A 15,573-nucleotide genomic window follows, 5' to 3' on the forward strand; every position below is an offset into this window, starting at 1 on the left:
CAGGGCACCCGAAATCCGTATATTTCCACCCCGTTGCAGGACAGGACCATAGCTCAGTTGGTTAGAGCGCTACCTTGACATGGTAGAGGTCCGCGGTTCGAATCCGCGTGGTCCTACCAATTTCTGCAACAATGACAGTCACTTAGAGCGAAAGCCGGGTTGCTTTTTTCGTTTCTGGTAACATGCATAGTCTTAATGTCACCAATATGTGACCATGAAATCAGAACATAACCGCTCGCATGGATGCAGGCAGTACATTGCCCAGCGGTTGCGCCACCTGCCGGAAATGGTGGGACAGTCGGGAGAGACCGGCACCGATAAGGGCGGCCATCCACCGGATCAGGTCTATAGCCCGTCACCGGCTTCAGGCCATATTTTCACACCACCTTAGAAAGCCCTGACTGAGCCATTCCGAATCATGGCCGGTAAAGCAGCATAACCGCCTTATCATCGGCCCGTTTCTGCATACATCATCAAAGGCTTGTTCTGCCTCTAGGGCAACGGTTTTGCCCTGCCAGTAACGTCTAGCGTCTGAAATCAGCAACCATAGGGCGTGATTCCACATCGTCAGTTCTGCCCGGCCAGCTTCCTTGCCTTCCGCTACCGGACAATCTGGCACCGGCTCTGCCATTACTCGGTTGCAGCCTCAAACGCTGCCTGAGCCTCGTTAACCCTATCTCTGGCGGCAATGGCATCATCTACATCGTCAATCTTCAGCGCCGTCTCTGCAATCTGTGAAGCCTGAGCAATCGCCCCCTTTGCGGCCTCAACATCGGCGTTAAACGTCTGGCGTTTCTCGGCAAGATCAGGGCAATGGCGTTGCTCCATTACTGACCGAAACTTGCCAATCGTTTCACGGTCTAGGCCGGTGATGAAATCCGGGGCTTCCTGCAAGGCGGCAAGCGCGCGTCCGTCGCCGTCCTCTGCGATTTTCGATAGCCAGGCGATGCGCTCTTTCTGGCCAGCCCGTCCGAAGGCTTGCACAATCTCATTGGCGTAACGATCCGCCTGCAAACCTACCCGCTCTGCGAACTCCTGAGACAGACTTCTAAGCCCGCCGAGTTCCCGCTCCTGAATCTCCGCTTTGGTTCGCTGGATGGCATCAAGGTAACGCTTGCTCGCGTCTGCCAGTCGTTGCGCACGGGCTCCTGATCCATCATTAGAGCTGGCAATGGTGCCAAGGGCTTCCGCTGCCGTGTGCAGTCGTGTGACGTGGTTGAGGGCGAAAGAGCTTTCGCTCAAGCGGCTTTTTAGGGCTCCCAATCCTCGGATCTGGGCTTCAATGAATCGTTGGTCTGACATGGTGATTCCTCGCTGTTAGTAACCGACTACTAGAATCGGTGCGTCATAGTTCATGCCATTGGCTGCGTGTACTGCTAGGCCACTAACGGCATTACTTAGATCGTCGTGACCTCCGGGTGGATGGTCGATAATGTCGGAATTGCGCCCGACACGGCGCTCCAGACTGCAAAACTGGTTGACTAGATAGGGGTCGTTCGGGATTTCAATTCTGCCGGTGTTGAACATCGGCAAAACTTCCTGATAGAGCTGAGAGCGGTTGTATTCGGTGTATCGGAGATGCACACCGTGACGCTTGTATTCTTCTGCGGGCCAGCTTCCGGCATACCTATCAGAGAACACGCGCCGGACGCCGTAGCTTTTCAGGATGTCGCTGTACTCTTTGACAATCTCCGCCGGGGAGCCCTTACGGCCCCAAACACCACAAACCACCACTTGAGCCACCTTGCGGTCGTAATAGCCGATAGCCAGCGTGAACTGGTCAGCATTAGGGCCTTTGCCACCGCCTGCGGGGTCAGTAAATCCGAAGTACGTAACGCCAGTAGCGGGAGGCACCACCAGTGGTTTAGAGCGAGTGCAGGAGTCCACCACTATGCGGTCGAGGAAAGACGACACTCCTTCGCGGAACTCGCCAAGCCATTCGGTTTTGGCCGCTTCGGGATCATCAACGAGCGCATCCTCGATGATCTTCGGGTTCAGTGTCGGATTGAATGCGGTTGTCGGTCCCTTGACCACCAGAATGTCAGAGTCGTTGCCGTAGTGCTTGCGGTATTTGTCGAACAGCAATCCCCGCTTTGCATAGGGCGAACTAATGCCGATGAGCATCCCGCCAGTGGTCGCAAGGCCAGGAACGGCAGCGCGATAGATTTCCTTGTCGTTGGCTGCGCTTGTCTCGCTGTCGCGAAAAAATGCGCATTCGTCCAGCAGAACCGCCAGCAAAGTGCGGCCTCGGATGGCCCTGTAGTTGGACGTGGAAACCTCAACACTGATCCGGTTGTTAAGGTCGATACTCTCTGCGCCTCGCTTCTCGATCATGCCTCGTAAGGCGGGAGACGCATCGAATAAGCCGTGGATGTAGTTGAGCGCCACTTTCGCCTGATTGCGGTCAGTGGCCAGCAACGCGATAACTCCACGCTCGCCAGCAGATAGCTTGTCGGTCAGCCTTTCGATAGCAGCGCCAACGGTTGCCAGATAGACCGCGATAGCAGCCGCCGTGTGCGTCTTTGCGCTACGCCTGCCAGCGATACACCACAACTCTCTAACACGCTCTGAGGGCGGCTCACGGTCTCCAGCCACCGACTTGAACGTGGCCATCCGGTCATCGTCCATCGGGAGCGCAAACGCGCCTGAAAGAACCGCCCTCCAGGTCTCCCATGAATCCCCCTTGAAGGCATCGCCAAACAGTTCAGGGGTCTGCATTGCCTCAAGGATATTCATTCGCTTTTGCTCCCATTCAGAACGTCAGCGAGAGAGACCTCACGGGTCTGGCGGTTCAATCCGAGAGCCTTGTATAAACCGATAAGGGTATTCGTCGTATTGGTGAGCTTTCCGGGGTCTACATCTTCGCCACGTGAAAGCGCCGCTTCCCACTGTTCGAGCATGGCCTCGAACCATAGCGCTCTGCGGCAGAGGCTACGTTGCTGATAACTGAGCGCATCAACTCCGCCGAGATCCGTGGTCAGTTGGTGGTAACGGCTATTGATAACCTGAGCCAGACGAGTGCGACCGTCTAACCGCTCCAGCCAATCAGGCGAGTATTCTTTCGGGATTGCTTGTGTCTGGGTCATAAATGGCCGGTATATCTGCTCTATATGCAGCCTATTTTCCCATCAACGGTGACATATTGATAACACGCAACGGACTTACACGAACAAAAACCCTATTTGCAGGGCTCTAAAATACTATAACAGGGTAGAGGTCTATGGTTCTGGCGTGTTTTAGCAGGGTACTGGGGTCCAGATTGCAGGTATTCGAGGCTATCTATAAAGGGCTATCAATAGCCTAAACCTATACTTAGAGATAAGGGTAATTTTGTTCTGAGCCAATACCCGAATTACTCACATCATCTATAAGTTGAATTAGTTGTATGCGCGTGCGAAGTACAAAAATTAATTAAGATGGTTATTTATACTTTCCGTCTCGTACGCACATACAACTTTTCCAACTAATTAACCGGCGGCCTCCTTTATTGCTTGGTACCGCTCTGCCCTTGCAGACTTAATGCGCGCGGTATGCTCTTGAAACTGAGCATGGACAGACGGATTTACGGCGTACACACCATCAGACCGCCGCCCTCGCCTACCAGGCATTGCGGGAGGTGTAATGTCTGCAATCCATCCCAGTTCGATTAGGTAGTCGATAGCGTTCTCTGACTGGCGGTTGTCAGCGCCTTGCCAGTACGTTGCATTCCTCGTCAGATCGCCACGTTTGAAGGTGTCCCACGACTTGCTGAGAATGGCCTCAGCAGCAGATACCACCAGCCCGCGTATGTCTCCGGCCTCCTGATCCAGAATGCGATACACGGCCTCAGAGTGCCGATACATGACACGCATAAACCGAATGGCCATTGCCATAGTCTCAGCCGTTACCACGCCAGCAGGGTCCTTGTCCTCGGCGGCGGCATGGACACAATGCAAGGCAAACGCGACACGCCCCAAAGTGCCGGGAAACTTGTTCAAATGCTCCCCAAAACGCTGCGCGGCGGTTCGAGTGGCCAGCTTTCGGATGTTGTTGTGATAATCCTGCATCATCGACTTGGCCGAATCTGAGAGCCTCGCCGAAACTTTGGTTTGTCCTGTCCAGTTATGGATGCGCTCGACGATCATATCCACGTTGCTCTGCGTGAACGGGCTTTCCTTGGCCATGTAATTGACCTCGCCAGCAGGTTGCAGGCAATACATCATAAACCGCTGATATAGCCCATCAGATCCGCCGCCGGATTTCTTGAACAGATAGGCCAGCTTCTCCGGCTGAATCCCTGCCAGGATCCCCACGCTGAAATTGTCGATAACAAGCGGCTGCGCCCTTCCCGCTCGGTTGATCGTCACGTAGCCGCCATCATACGACCGAAGATAAACGCCTCGATCCTTGCCACCATCCTTACCTGAGTATGCATCCATCCTTCCGATAAACTCGGTGATCTCGTGGTGATACATATTCACGCCTTCGGGGTTGTCTTGCAGGAGCAAACCAAGCGCCTCTGTCGTGGTGTCCGTTGCGTGTCGTTGCTTCCACGGCGGTTTTGGCGGCACCTCTGCCTTATCCTCTTTTGCCCTTTGGCACGCATCCATCCACCTCGAAATAGCGCGGCGTGATTCATCGAGTAGCGCCTTGTCGATATGCTCCGCCGATCGTTTCGCATCATTCAAAATTGGGCTTTTAGCGGTCCCTGAGTCACCCACTAGACCGCCCCAAAGGTAGGCCGGTACGCTGAACGGTCCGAGATCGAGCTTTGCTCTGTGGTCGATCGTATTGGCAGCGGAGACGAGCAAACAAAAGCCATAGGCTCCAGGATCAAAACCGGACTGCTCCGACTTCTCCTTAGCCAGCTCCCTGAATGGCTGCGGCAAAATATCCATCGGGAAAGCCGGAACAACGTTTTCAGAGAACAGGTCTACCGCATCAATCCATTGATTCAGTTTCGAGGAGTCAGCGTCTTGCGCCGAAAACTGTGATTGCGTTACGCCTGCTTCAAATTGCCTTTTGACCTCATCCAGACCTTTGGTCTGGTATACATCGCTCCAGTCTTTATCGGTCTCTGGGTGACACCAAGGCACTGATAGGACCTCAGCGGCGCGCCTACCTGCGTCGTCGTTGTCCACTGCGGCAAATAGGTTTGGCATAAGTTGCTGGATAGCTTCGACCACGCTTCGGATATTCTGCTCACCTACGCAGCACGCGACCGGATCGCCGGTTGCCTTATGCAGTCTGTAACCATCAGCGAGGCCAGCACAAACAATTAGAGGCTTGCTCATGCTGAATAGTTCGCCGGGGTCAAATCCGATTGGTGTAAACGTGCCCGATACCTTACTGCCACGCTCCGTAAACTTGTCGTTCGGCTTGCCTCCATCAAACGCGATTCTTTCCGACAAGATTCTCTCGAAACCCTGTGATTCACCGTTAACGTCCACAAGCTCACGGAATACAGCTTGTCCTTTGAACTTGCCGATAGCTGTAGGTCTTATTTCAACTTTAGCGGCGCATACAGCCTGCAAATCGGAGAGGTCAATCTCTTTGCGCTCTAGGTAGGCATGAGACCGAGTGCTATAATTATCTGGCTGATTTTGATATGCGCCCTCGTTAGTCTGTCCGGCTGCGAGGGTCTCTTTTTGGTGTTCCATTATTTGCCCCTCCGCGCCGGTTGTTTCTTTGGCATTCCCATATCGGTTAAATGCTTTTCCGCCTGCTCTTTGGTCATTCCCATTTTTTGCAGTTGGCGGCGCATATGGCGGCGGCTCATATTGCCGTTTACCCAGACTGAGCGATAACCGCCGTTATAGAACTCTGAAGCAGCGCGGTTTATGTCGTCGTTTGTAGCTGAGGGGTTAAATACTGCTTTCATTGTGCCACCTCGCTTTTCAGCCTGAGCAGATCCGCCAGCGTGACGCACTTGCAGCCGCTTACCTCGTGAACAGGCAAGTCGCCGTTGCTGATTGCGTTGGTGATAACGTGAGCAGGGACGCCAGCAGCGTCAGCCGCTCGCGTCAGAACGATGTATTCAAGGCTGTTGCCGTGATTGTGAAAAGTGCCGGGATTCATCCTCACGCCTCGACCTCCTGTTGCTTAGATTCGAGCCAGGAATCGAGCTGTCCACGGGTCCAACCTACGCACCTGCGAGAGATGCGAATTTTGCGGGGAAAGGATGCGTCATATTCGGAAAGTTCATGCAGTTTTGTTCTGCCGATTCCGAGATATTTACACGCATCTGCGGGACGGAAAAATGCTTGGTCGGGTTGTGCTTGCGGTTGCATCGAGTATCACCTCAGTTGTTCATGGTGATACCTAATTCTCCGCATATTTCCGTAGGCTTATAGAAACAACTTTTCGGGAAAAGTTACTAGCCGTCAGACCTTTGCTTTACTCTCTCAAGGCGCTCTTTATTGCGCTGTCGAATCTCTGCGACCTGCGTATTAAAATAATCGTGAGCCTTCCCACCTTTCCCTATTTCGCGGAAAATTTGTGTTTTTAGGCTTTCCTTTTTCTGCTCTCTTTTATCAGCAGCTTCGAGGGTTTTCTCTGCCGTCGGATGGTCTACCCACTTTTCAACAATCGTCTGTATGGCTTGAGTTTTCCCATATCCACACCACTCTGTCAGTTCCGCGACCATATGGGCAAAATACATCATATTATTTCGGCTTCGCTCCATCGCTTTTCGACGCGAACGCGGGGAATTAAGAATCAAGGCGATAACTTGCCTTTTGGGAGGCGAAAGGTTTTCGAACCAATCTTCTTCAGAAAGGAAACCACTTATCAGTTCATTGTTGCCGTAGATTGAACCCTGTAACGCCCAAACGAAATAACGGTCATATTGATTTTTATAGTGGTTTGCATCGAGGCTAAGTGCTTTTTGCAGAAAAGCATCGAGATCTTGAATCGGTAATTGTTCCGAAATCCACGGGTCAAGATTTTTGTTTCTCATACCGCCTCCCTTACACCTGAAACACTCGCACCGTATATTTTCATGATGTCTTTCGCTGCATCAGGACACTGGTGGCCATAGTGGTTTTCGATCATCGTTACCGACTTGTGACCTGCCAGCTTTGCCACTGCAAACAACGGCACACCAGCCGCCACCAGACTCGATATAAAGTGGTGTCTCAGCGCATACAGGGTTAGATCATTGGGCAAGCCTGCCAGCTTTTTAACGCGCCTCCACGGCTTGTCGTGTGCGTTCTTATCCATACGCCTGCCAGTCACCGGAGATGGAAACACAAGGCCGGATTCCGGCTTGCCGTTTTGCGTCCACCACTCTTTGACAACTTCCAGCGCCTCCGGCGGGAGATCCATCTCGACACGCGCGGCTTTATCCTCGCCGTGGTGTCTCGTTTTCTCCGGGGTCTTGGTCAAACGGCCAAAGGTAGGGTTTAGCTCATTGGTCCAGGTCAGCGAATAGAGATCGCCGGGACGCAATCCGGTGTAGAGGCTCAACTTCGCAAACGGAATGAACCAATGGGGAAAGACTACATTGTCGAGGTCTGGGAGATGCGGCTTGCCATGCTTGCGACTGTTTCGCCTGCCCTGTCGGATTTCCTCGGCAAATACATCTAGGCCACTATGAAAAGCCTTTAGCTCTTCCGGTTTCAGCAGACGACGAGTGGCCTCTCTTTTCTCGCGTAGCTCTTTTGATCGCTCATCGTCGAGCGGTTTCTCAAGTGACACATGTTCGAGCGGGTTGTCGTCGAGCACGCCATCGACAATCGCTTGCCGTAGCATCGTCCGCAATGCCCCATAGGCGCGTTTCAGGGTGGAATGAGCGCGGCCTTTCTTTTCTCGGTCAGATTGCCATGCCTGAATGTCAGCGCGGGTTAGGCTGGCCATATCGCGGTCGAGAAGGTTCTCAAAATTCGATTTCAGGATTGCAATGGTGGCATCACCAGCGCGGCGGCGGTCTTGATAGCGAGTATATGGACCGTCGAGGTAGGCTTGCATGGTCCTATGCTCTGCGCGTTGTTTCTCAGCGTGAGCCTGTTGCTTTCGCTTCTCCTTCTCCGCCAGAACGTCCACATCATCATTACGCCATGCCATTGCCTTTTCGGCGGCTTGTTGTGGCTTCATGGATGGATAACGACCTACCGTTGCAGTCTTGCGCTTGCCGGTCGGGTCTGTGTACCGATAGCGCCAACTTCCGCCGGTTTTGGTCTTGAGCAGATGGAGGCCGGGTATGTTCTCGCACCACTTTGTAGCCCGATCAGAGGACGACTGAAGGAAATAAAAAGCCTCGTCATCTGAAAAGCTGCAAAGGTCAATCTGCTTTTTCTTAGCCATGTGTCACCCCGTGTCACCAATCTGTGACCTTTATGGTAACACAAACACGAACAAAAGTGGTCTACCACGAACACAAATATAGTCTAAGTTATTGTTTTATCGTCTACAGCCCTTGTCCCGCTTGATCCCATTTTGTTTTGACATGGTAGAGGTCCGCGGTTCGAATCCGCGTGGTCCTACCAATCCTGCAGAAGAAGTCGCTTACAGCTTTGCTGGGCGGCTTTTTTTGTGCCTCGCATTTGCTGTTAGCAGTCGTAGAGGGCAGACCAGAGAAGCCTGCCCTCCTCCGGTCAGAAGTACAGAACCACACCTATTTCACTGCAATCGTCATAACTCTCGACAACGGCACCATCAACCCAGACCGCAACTGCCTTGGCGGTACCGCCTGCGCTGCTACCAAAGCGAACCTCGGCCTCACCGTTGCTGGACAGTTTTACGATTCCGGACACCGGGCACTCCAGGTTGGAGGAAAACTCCACCGGATCCGGGGTCTCCAGCTTCATGTAACCACCAATCGCCGAGCCGACAATGGTGGCGCGAACCGAATACTCCGAGTCTGCATCCGTTCCCGAATCCCGGTTCTGAGCGTCGGCAATGGCGACGTAGCGCTTACCCAGCATCATCTCGTATCGTTTGATATCCCGAACGTAGCGCCAGCTCGTGACTCCACCATTCTCATTCAGATAATCGCTCATACGAAGTGCGCCACTGAAACGAAGCGACTCACCCGTGCGCCGGATTGTTCCGGACAGATCGTCCATGTAAGAACTCTTCCAACTGGCAGCGGTTTCCGATTCGGCGATCAGGACGCTTTCGTAGATGGTGCTGCCACTGATCATAATAGGGCCATGGGTCGGGGTATCCAGTACGCATCTGCTGAATCGGGTGGTCTCCTCCAGGGAGTTCTCAGTCTCTGTCCAGCGGATTTCCAGGTTACCACCACCCGCACATGGGTAAGTGCCCTGCTCCAGGACCGACATATCTTGAATAGCCGACGTGTACTCATCAATAATTGACCACCCCAACGCAAGATCGTCGCGGAGGCGTATCAAGCCTTCAGCACCGCTATCTCTGGTTATCGATACTGATTTTTGGGCAAAGTTCTTGTTGTCGTAGCTCAACTGAGGCCCAGTCTGCTCTTCAGGCTGATCATTACCTCCACCCCCGCTTCCGCCACCGCAGGCAGATAATACAAGCACCATGGGCAACACGGGCCCCCATCCAATACGGCTCAACTGGATCATGTTCTTTCCTTTTTTCTTATGATTTCAGGCTTATTCTTCAGGCGCGATCACTGCCATTCCCGAGGCGATACAGTCTGTGCGCTTCTGGTTGCGGCATTGATGAAAAAGACGGGATAACTCTTGCAGGAATTGCGCACTCGTAGCGGCGACATCCGGTGTCGTCTAGTCCATATCCGGGCAGTGATGTCTAATCATGCGACATATCGTTAGGTCGCGAAAGGTTCAGGCGGGGGCAGACTCAAAAGTCGTGGACTGGTTCATGGTTCTGGCGCTACCAGCTATCCCCCTCTTTTTTATCTTTCGCGTCCTGTTCTGCTTTGCGCTGACGAATCTTCTCAAGCTTTTCTTTGGGGATTTTCATATTGGCCCCATCTCTGAGTAGCAGCAGGCTTCCCACAATCATCGCGAATGCGGCGAGTATAAACAGCCAGCCAATCATTGGCATGTCGATATCTCCTTGAGGTGGCTTTTCATCAGTGTACACCCTCAGCGCTCACTGTCATCAATGTGCCTTGAGGTACAAGCGCCTTGTCGATACATTCCCCGCTCCGTATCATTGCCGGCAATCATCTTGGATCTTCTCCTTCCGGATAAAAACGCCGATGCGCAAACAGTTTGATGTCACCGTAGACCAGAGCACGACGGCTGTGGATGCGCTTGCAGGCGCCTCGGGCCTGCCCAAGCAGCGCATCAAGGATGCCATGGCCAAGGGCGCGTGCTGGTGGACACAGAAGGGAAAGCAGGTACGTTTACGCAAGGCCAAGCGGGAACTGAAACCCGGTACCCGTATTCAGCTGTTCTACGATGATCAGGTGTTGGCGCGCAAGCCGGAAACACCGACGCTGCTGGAGAACAAAGGACGTTACAGTGTCTGGTTCAAGCCCCACGGGCTTTTATCACAAGGGTCTCAATGGGGCGACCACTGCAGCCTGCTGCGCCTGGCAGAAATTGAACTGAACACACCCTGCTTTCTGGTACACCGCCTGGACGCTGACGCTGCGGGCCTGATGCTGATTGCCCAGGATGGCAAGGCCGCGGCGGCCCTTTCAGAATTGTTTGCCGGGCGCGCCATGACCAAGATCTACCGGGCACGGGTCACCGGTAACCTGGTGGCGGATGATCTTCGCATCGACTCGCCACTGGATGGCAAGGACTCCATCAGTCGCATAACCACGCTGAACCGGGATGAGGAATCAAACACGACTGATGTACAGGTACGAATCGAAACCGGACGTAAACATCAGATCCGACGGCACCTGGCCGGCATTGGTCACCCGATTATCGGGGATCGGCTGTATGGCACGGCCAATCCGGCCGGCCTGCAACTTACCGCTGTTGAGCTGGCCTTCCAGTGCCCCCTCACCCGTAAACCCCAGGTATTCAGGCTTCCGGAACAGCGACCATAAACAAATAAGGCCAGCGTCTCGGCTGGCCTTATTCATAAGCGATGATGGACGCTCAGGCGTTGTAAAAATCCCGATACCAGTCCACGAAGTTGGCAATGCCCTCTTCCACCGTGGTAGACGGCTTGTACCCCACATCGTTGATCAGGTCATCGACATTGGCATAGGTGGCCGGCACGTCACCCGGTTGCAACGGCAGCAGGTTCTTCTCGGCTTTCTTGCCCACCCGCTCCTCAATGATCTCGATAAAACGGGACAGCTCCACCGGGTTATTACTGCCGATGTTGTAGATGCGGTAAGGCCCCTTACTGGTGCCCGGATCCGGCTGGGCCCCGCTCCAGTCCTGGTTCGGCTGGGCTACGTTGTCCAGAGTGCGGATAACGCCTTCGACGATGTCGTCGATGTAGGTGAAGTCCCGCTTGTGATGCCCGTGGTTAAACACGTCGATGGGCTCACCGGCCAGGATCTTTTTGGTAAAGATAAACAGCGCCATATCCGGCCGGCCCCAGGGGCCGTAAACGGTAAAGAAGCGCAGCCCGGTGGTGGGCAGGTTGTACAGATGGCTGTATGTATGGGCCATCAGCTCGTTGGCTTTCTTGGACGCCGCGTACAGGCTCAGCGGATGATCCACGTTATCGTGCACGGAGAATGGCATGGTCTCATTGGCCCCGTACACGGAGCTGCTGGAGGCATACACCAGGTGCTTGACCTCGTTATGACGGCAACCCTCAAGGATGTTCATGAAGCCGACCAGATTGGCATCCACATAGGCATGAGGGTTCTCCAGGGAATACCGGACTCCGGCCTGGGCCGCCAGGTGCACTACCCGCTCGGGCTTGTGTTCACGAAAAACCGCTTCCATGGCCTCGCGGTCGGCCACGTCCTGGCGTACTTCGGTGAAACCGGGCTTGTTCAGCAGGCGGGCCAGCCGCGCTTCCTTGAGATTGACGTCGTAATAGTCGTTGACGTTGTCCACGCCAATCACTTCATCGCCACGATCGAGCAAACGGTGAGCAAGATGCGAGCCAATAAAGCCGGCGGTTCCCGTAACGAGGATTTTCAAGATCTGTTCTCCATGAAAAATGGCGCCCGAAGGCGCCTTCTAGCTGTCCTGGTCAGAACGCCACGCCAACACTGGCGAAGGGTCCGGACATTTCCACATCCAGCTTGTCATCATCGTCTTCATAGTCGATAGACATCTGGCGATAGCCGGCCCGCAGCTGCAGCATGGCAAACTCGTACTGGCCATAGGCATTGAAGTCGTGCAGGGAGTCGCCGCTGTAGCTGATGATGTTGCCCTCAGCACCTACGGACACGCCGGTGAACGGCAAGTCGAAACGGGCAGCGAGGTAGCCCATGGGGACGACGGCGTCGACGGAGGTTTTGCTGATGTTGGCTATGTTGGCTTGGTCCCTAACAACGAGCTCCCCGTCAAAATTACGGGCAGTCAGGCCCAGATCGAGATTCACCCAGTTATCAAGCACTTCGTAGTACAGGGTGACATCGAACTGATCAATATCGAGATCAGATTTAACATCCGTGTTAACAATACCGTCGAATTCTTCCGGCCCAATCTCACCACGCCCACTCTGGGAAATGCTGGTGTAATTCAACCTTACGTTCGGCAGCACCGGAATCGGATGCTCGAAAAACGCCGTGAAGTTCGCGTTGCTGTCGCTGTCGAGGTTGAGATCCTTTTCAATATCAACGGCCGAATCCTTGTTGACCACTTCGCCAGAGAAATCGGAATCCCAATAGCTAACGTTGGCGCCAACGCCCAGTACATCAGCATTGGCCAGCGGCGCGGCCAAAGCCAGTGAGCCACCTACAACAATCATCAGTTTACGCATAACGCACCCGTTTTTTGTGGTTGTATTGCCCGGTCAGTCAAACTTTATGCCGAGACGACGACCGACTTCTTCATAGGTTTCGATCACTTCGCCAAGGCCCTGGCGGAAGCGATCCTTGTCCATCTTCTTGCGGGTTTCCTTGTCCCAGATACGACAGCCATCGGGGCTGAATTCGTCACCCAGAACGATCTGACCACCACTGCGGCCAAATTCCAGCTTATAGTCCACCAGCAGCATGCCGGCGTCGTCAAACAGTTTTTTCAGCACGTCGTTGACCTTATAGGTCAGCTCTTTCATCCGGGCCAGCTCATCGGCCTTGGCCCAGCCGAAGCTGACCGCCAGGGATTCGTTCACCATCGGATCGTGCAGCGCGTCGTTTTTCAGAAAGAGCTCAAAGGTGGACGGGTTCAGCTCCTGACCCTCTTCCACGCCAAGGCGACGGCACAGGCTGCCCGCAGACACATTGCGCACCACGCATTCAACCGGGATCATCTCGAGCTTCTTGACCAGGGACTCGGTATCCGACAGCAGCCCTTCGAAGTGGGTAGGTACGCCGGCCGCTTCCAGCTTTTCCATGATGAAGGCATTGAACTTGTTGTTCACCATGCCCTTGCGGTTCAGCTGTTCTTTTTTCTCTCCGTCAAAAGCAGAGGTATCGTCGCGGAACACCAGAACAAACCGTTCGGGGTCGTCCGTGCGGTAAACCGATTTTGCCTTGCCGGCATAAAGCTCTTCGCGCTTTTCCATTACTTTCTCCAAACGGCCGGTGGCCTCGGCCACCCCGTTAATCAATACAGATGTTCAAAGAGTTGGGTGAGCAGATCTGCTGAACTGCGTTCACCCTCGTAGCTGTCGTGCTGCTCGGCGGTAACGCTCATGGCGTCGGCACCCTGCTGAATCCGGATTGTGTGGGTGTGGACCGGCTTTTCAGCATCGCTGAACCACGAGAACCAGCCCGGACTGCGCTCGTCTTCCGTGCGGAAATCCACCTGCAACCAGCCTTCACTGCGATTCAGATCCAGTACCGGCAGCCCCATTTCCTCCAGGGACCGATTGACCTCTGCCCAGGTGCGGCCGAAGTCCAGCTCTACCCGAATGGCGACCGCTTCATCCTGTTCCGACTGCAAGCGCACGAGCGGCTCGGATACCATGCCTGAGGCCGCCCGCGAGAAGGATTTATTGTCCTCACGCTGTTTGAGGAAATCCCCCAACTCGGCCAACAGCACCCGTTGTTGTTGCTCGAAGGTTGCATCGGACACCGTGCTACTGTCCCAGGGCAGAAGCTCTTCCGGAGCCTGCTCCAGCTCCAGAATACGCACGCGGATTTCGGTGGTTTTACGCCGAATGCCAGGGGCCAGGCGGGCCTGCATCACCACCTTGGGTTCTGTGGCGGTCGGATTATCGGCGAGCCCCAGCAGTGTACGGCTGCGCTTGCTGAAGTTCGCCAGTTCACTCTGAATAATCCCAAGTTGGGGACTGTCATGGGCAATGCCCAGGCCGCTCTCATTCATCCAGGCACTGACCACGGGCCAGAGTCGTCCTGGCACCTCATTGACCAGCAGCCAGATACGGCCGTCCAACTCTTCAATCACGTAGTTTTCGTCCAGAATCTCGGATGTCATATCCGGCGGACGGGGAATCGACGACGGGTAAAGATTGCGGGAATCGGCGGTGTTGATAGCCCGTATCGGCATGGTCTCGCTCAGCCGGGAGCTGTCGAGGCCTTCAGGCACCTGAATCGGCTCGCCTTCCGGTGCGTTGACATAGCCTTCGGAACGATCATCGATCAGACTGCAACCGGCCAGGGCACTGGCAAGCACCAGCGCCGAAACAGGTCGAACGAACAAAACGGTTTTCTTACGGGCTCTTGCAGGAACCTGCATCGGGTTACTCCGGTTAACGGTAACGGTGGCCTCAGAGAACACCTGAGGCCTTGAGCGCGTCTTCCACCTCGCCGTGGAACTTCTCGCTGAGCGGCGTCAGTGGCAGACGAATGCCCTCACCGATCATGCCCATGCGGTACAGCGCCCATTTTACCGGAATCGGGTTGGCTTCCAGGAACAGCTTGCGATTAAGCGGCATCAAAAGCTCATTCAAGCGGCGGGTTTCGTCTTCGTTGCCCGCAATGGCCGCTTCACAGAGCTCGGCCATGGCTTTCGGAGCAACGTTGGCCGTTACCGAAACATTACCTTTCGCGCCCGCCAGCATCAGATCCGCCGCTGTGGCGTCGTCACCGGAATACACCGCAAGGCGGCCACCCAGGGCTTCGATCAGCTCGGCGCCACGGGGAATGTTCCCGGTCGCATCCTTGATACCAACGATATTGGGGATATCGGCCAGACGGACGACCGTCTCGTTCAGCATATCGCAGGCGGTGCGGCCCGGTACGTTGTAGAGAATCTGGTTCATGCACGGTACCGCTTCCGCGATGGCCTTGAAGTGCTGATACAGGCCTTCCTGGGTCGGCTTATTGTAGTAAGGCACTACGAGCAGACAGGCATCCGCACCGAGTTTGTGGGCTTCGGTGGTCAATTCGATGGCTTCGCGCGTACTGTTACCACCGGTACCGGCAATAACGGGAATCCGGCCGTTTACACGTTTTATGATATGCCCGATCGTCCGGATGTGTTCCTCCGGATCCAGGGTTGCGGATTCGCCAGTGGTGCCCACAGCAACAATGCCATGGGTGCCGTTTTCGATATGAAAGTCCACCAGCTTGTCCAGATCCTCCCAGTGAATATCACCGTTTGGATGCATGGGCGTGACCAGTGCGACAAGGCTACCCGTAATCAT

General features: G+C 54.5%; 17 protein-coding genes and 1 tRNA gene. 2 read left to right on the top strand and 16 right to left on the bottom strand.

Features of this window, described 5'->3' with window-relative positions; all coding sequences use genetic code 11:
• The first annotated feature begins 42 nt into the window (after positions 1-42).
• Positions 43-119, top strand: a tRNA-Val gene (locus tag ACSSVV_RS01290).
• Positions 120-630: 511 nt separating this feature from the next.
• Here the strand turns inward: ACSSVV_RS01290 and ACSSVV_RS01295 are convergent.
• From ACSSVV_RS01295 to ACSSVV_RS01345, 11 genes are all read right to left on the bottom strand, one after another.
• Positions 631-1,302: a hypothetical protein gene (locus ACSSVV_RS01295; RefSeq protein ID WP_454105428.1), complete on the bottom strand. Its 672-nt coding sequence runs from the start codon at positions 1,300-1,302 to the stop codon at positions 631-633.
• A 15-nt stretch (positions 1,303-1,317) separates the two neighbouring features.
• On the bottom strand, positions 1,318-2,718 hold the full coding sequence (locus ACSSVV_RS01300) for a hypothetical protein (RefSeq protein ID WP_454105429.1): 1,401 nt from the start codon (positions 2,716-2,718) through the stop codon (positions 1,318-1,320).
• A gap of 14 nt (positions 2,719-2,732) precedes the next feature.
• Complete coding sequence (locus ACSSVV_RS01305) at positions 2,733-3,086, bottom strand: hypothetical protein (RefSeq protein WP_454105430.1); 354 nt, start codon at positions 3,084-3,086, stop codon at positions 2,733-2,735.
• Positions 3,087-3,467: 381 nt separating this feature from the next.
• The gene (locus tag ACSSVV_RS01310; protein WP_454105431.1) at positions 3,468-5,639 is read right to left on the bottom strand and encodes a DUF3987 domain-containing protein; all 2,172 of its coding nucleotides are present in this window, start codon (positions 5,637-5,639) and stop codon (positions 3,468-3,470) included.
• Positions 5,639-5,860, bottom strand: a complete 222-nt coding sequence (locus ACSSVV_RS01315) for a hypothetical protein (RefSeq protein ID WP_454105432.1) — start codon at positions 5,858-5,860, stop codon at positions 5,639-5,641. The genes ACSSVV_RS01310 and ACSSVV_RS01315 overlap by 1 nt, the downstream gene beginning before the upstream one ends.
• On the bottom strand, positions 5,857-6,063 hold the full coding sequence (locus ACSSVV_RS01320) for a hypothetical protein (protein ID WP_454105433.1): 207 nt from the start codon (positions 6,061-6,063) through the stop codon (positions 5,857-5,859). The genes ACSSVV_RS01315 and ACSSVV_RS01320 overlap by 4 nt, the downstream gene beginning before the upstream one ends.
• Positions 6,060-6,269, bottom strand: a complete 210-nt coding sequence (locus tag ACSSVV_RS01325) for a helix-turn-helix transcriptional regulator (RefSeq protein ID WP_444712839.1) — start codon at positions 6,267-6,269, stop codon at positions 6,060-6,062. Before ACSSVV_RS01325 ends, ACSSVV_RS01320 begins: the two co-directional genes overlap by 4 nt.
• 86 nt (positions 6,270-6,355) lie before the next feature.
• Positions 6,356-6,937 carry a hypothetical protein gene (locus ACSSVV_RS01330; protein WP_454105434.1) on the bottom strand — a complete coding sequence of 194 codons (582 nt, stop codon included), beginning with the start codon at positions 6,935-6,937 and terminating at the stop codon, positions 6,356-6,358.
• Positions 6,934-8,283: a tyrosine-type recombinase/integrase gene (locus ACSSVV_RS01335; protein WP_454105435.1), complete on the bottom strand. Its 1,350-nt coding sequence runs from the start codon at positions 8,281-8,283 to the stop codon at positions 6,934-6,936. The genes ACSSVV_RS01330 and ACSSVV_RS01335 overlap by 4 nt, the downstream gene beginning before the upstream one ends.
• Positions 8,284-8,573: 290 nt before the next feature.
• Positions 8,574-9,527, bottom strand: a complete 954-nt coding sequence (locus ACSSVV_RS01340; RefSeq protein WP_454105436.1) for a hypothetical protein — start codon at positions 9,525-9,527, stop codon at positions 8,574-8,576.
• A gap of 271 nt (positions 9,528-9,798) precedes the next feature.
• On the bottom strand, positions 9,799-9,972 hold the full coding sequence (locus ACSSVV_RS01345; protein ID WP_011785168.1) for a DUF2897 family protein: 174 nt from the start codon (positions 9,970-9,972) through the stop codon (positions 9,799-9,801).
• Positions 9,973-10,129: 157 nt separating this feature from the next.
• Between ACSSVV_RS01345 and ACSSVV_RS01350 the strand changes: the two genes are divergently transcribed.
• Complete coding sequence (locus ACSSVV_RS01350) at positions 10,130-10,933, top strand: RluA family pseudouridine synthase (protein ID WP_454105438.1); 804 nt, start codon at positions 10,130-10,132, stop codon at positions 10,931-10,933.
• 52 nt (positions 10,934-10,985) lie between these two features.
• Here the strand turns inward: ACSSVV_RS01350 and ACSSVV_RS01355 are convergent, their stop codons facing one another.
• Genes ACSSVV_RS01355 through dapA form a run of 5 tightly spaced genes read right to left on the bottom strand, consistent with a single transcriptional unit; the run spans position 10,986 to position 15,573 of the window.
• Complete coding sequence (locus ACSSVV_RS01355; protein ID WP_011785170.1) at positions 10,986-11,993, bottom strand: NAD-dependent epimerase; 1,008 nt, start codon at positions 11,991-11,993, stop codon at positions 10,986-10,988.
• Positions 11,994-12,045: 52 nt separating this feature from the next.
• Positions 12,046-12,780, bottom strand: a complete 735-nt coding sequence (locus ACSSVV_RS01360) for a TIGR04219 family outer membrane beta-barrel protein (protein WP_454105439.1) — start codon at positions 12,778-12,780, stop codon at positions 12,046-12,048.
• Between the two features lie 33 nt (positions 12,781-12,813).
• Positions 12,814-13,527, bottom strand: coding sequence for a phosphoribosylaminoimidazolesuccinocarboxamide synthase (gene purC, locus ACSSVV_RS01365; protein ID WP_113880230.1), 714 nt, complete (start codon positions 13,525-13,527; stop codon positions 12,814-12,816).
• A 41-nt stretch (positions 13,528-13,568) separates the two neighbouring features.
• Positions 13,569-14,663, bottom strand: a complete 1,095-nt coding sequence (bamC, locus tag ACSSVV_RS01370; RefSeq protein ID WP_454105440.1) for an outer membrane protein assembly factor BamC — start codon at positions 14,661-14,663, stop codon at positions 13,569-13,571.
• Positions 14,664-14,694: 31 nt separating this feature from the next.
• A complete protein-coding gene (gene dapA / locus ACSSVV_RS01375) occupies positions 14,695-15,573 on the bottom strand; it encodes a 4-hydroxy-tetrahydrodipicolinate synthase (protein ID WP_454105441.1) in 879 nt (292 codons plus the stop codon).

The organism is Marinobacter sp. MBR-105, assembly GCF_053628895.1.

Excerpts from the sequence above, each read along its gene's own strand:
- ACSSVV_RS01300 (WP_454105429.1), bottom strand. The coding sequence starts at position 2,718 with ATGCAGACCCCTGAACTGTTTGGCGATGCCTTCAAGGGGGATTCATGG.
- dapA (WP_454105441.1), bottom strand. The coding sequence starts at position 15,573 with ATGATTACGGGTAGCCTTGTCGCACTGGTCACGCCCATGCATCCAAAC.
- purC (WP_113880230.1), bottom strand. The coding sequence starts at position 13,527 with ATGGAAAAGCGCGAAGAGCTTTATGCCGGCAAGGCAAAATCGGTTTAC.
- ACSSVV_RS01335 (WP_454105435.1), bottom strand. The coding sequence starts at position 8,283 with ATGGCTAAGAAAAAGCAGATTGACCTTTGCAGCTTTTCAGATGACGAG.
- bamC (WP_454105440.1), bottom strand. The coding sequence starts at position 14,663 with ATGCAGGTTCCTGCAAGAGCCCGTAAGAAAACCGTTTTGTTCGTTCGA.
- ACSSVV_RS01295 (WP_454105428.1), bottom strand. The coding sequence starts at position 1,302 with ATGTCAGACCAACGATTCATTGAAGCCCAGATCCGAGGATTGGGAGCC.
- ACSSVV_RS01360 (WP_454105439.1), bottom strand. The coding sequence starts at position 12,780 with ATGCGTAAACTGATGATTGTTGTAGGTGGCTCACTGGCTTTGGCCGCG.
- ACSSVV_RS01330 (WP_454105434.1), bottom strand. The coding sequence starts at position 6,937 with ATGAGAAACAAAAATCTTGACCCGTGGATTTCGGAACAATTACCGATT.
- ACSSVV_RS01345 (WP_011785168.1), bottom strand. The coding sequence starts at position 9,972 with ATGCCAATGATTGGCTGGCTGTTTATACTCGCCGCATTCGCGATGATT.
- ACSSVV_RS01325 (WP_444712839.1), bottom strand. The coding sequence starts at position 6,269 with ATGCAACCGCAAGCACAACCCGACCAAGCATTTTTCCGTCCCGCAGAT.
- ACSSVV_RS01310 (WP_454105431.1), bottom strand. The coding sequence starts at position 5,639 with ATGGAACACCAAAAAGAGACCCTCGCAGCCGGACAGACTAACGAGGGC.
- ACSSVV_RS01305 (WP_454105430.1), bottom strand. The coding sequence starts at position 3,086 with ATGACCCAGACACAAGCAATCCCGAAAGAATACTCGCCTGATTGGCTG.
- ACSSVV_RS01340 (WP_454105436.1), bottom strand. The coding sequence starts at position 9,527 with ATGATCCAGTTGAGCCGTATTGGATGGGGGCCCGTGTTGCCCATGGTG.
- ACSSVV_RS01350 (WP_454105438.1), top strand. The coding sequence starts at position 10,130 with ATGCGCAAACAGTTTGATGTCACCGTAGACCAGAGCACGACGGCTGTG.
- ACSSVV_RS01315 (WP_454105432.1), bottom strand. The coding sequence starts at position 5,860 with ATGAAAGCAGTATTTAACCCCTCAGCTACAAACGACGACATAAACCGC.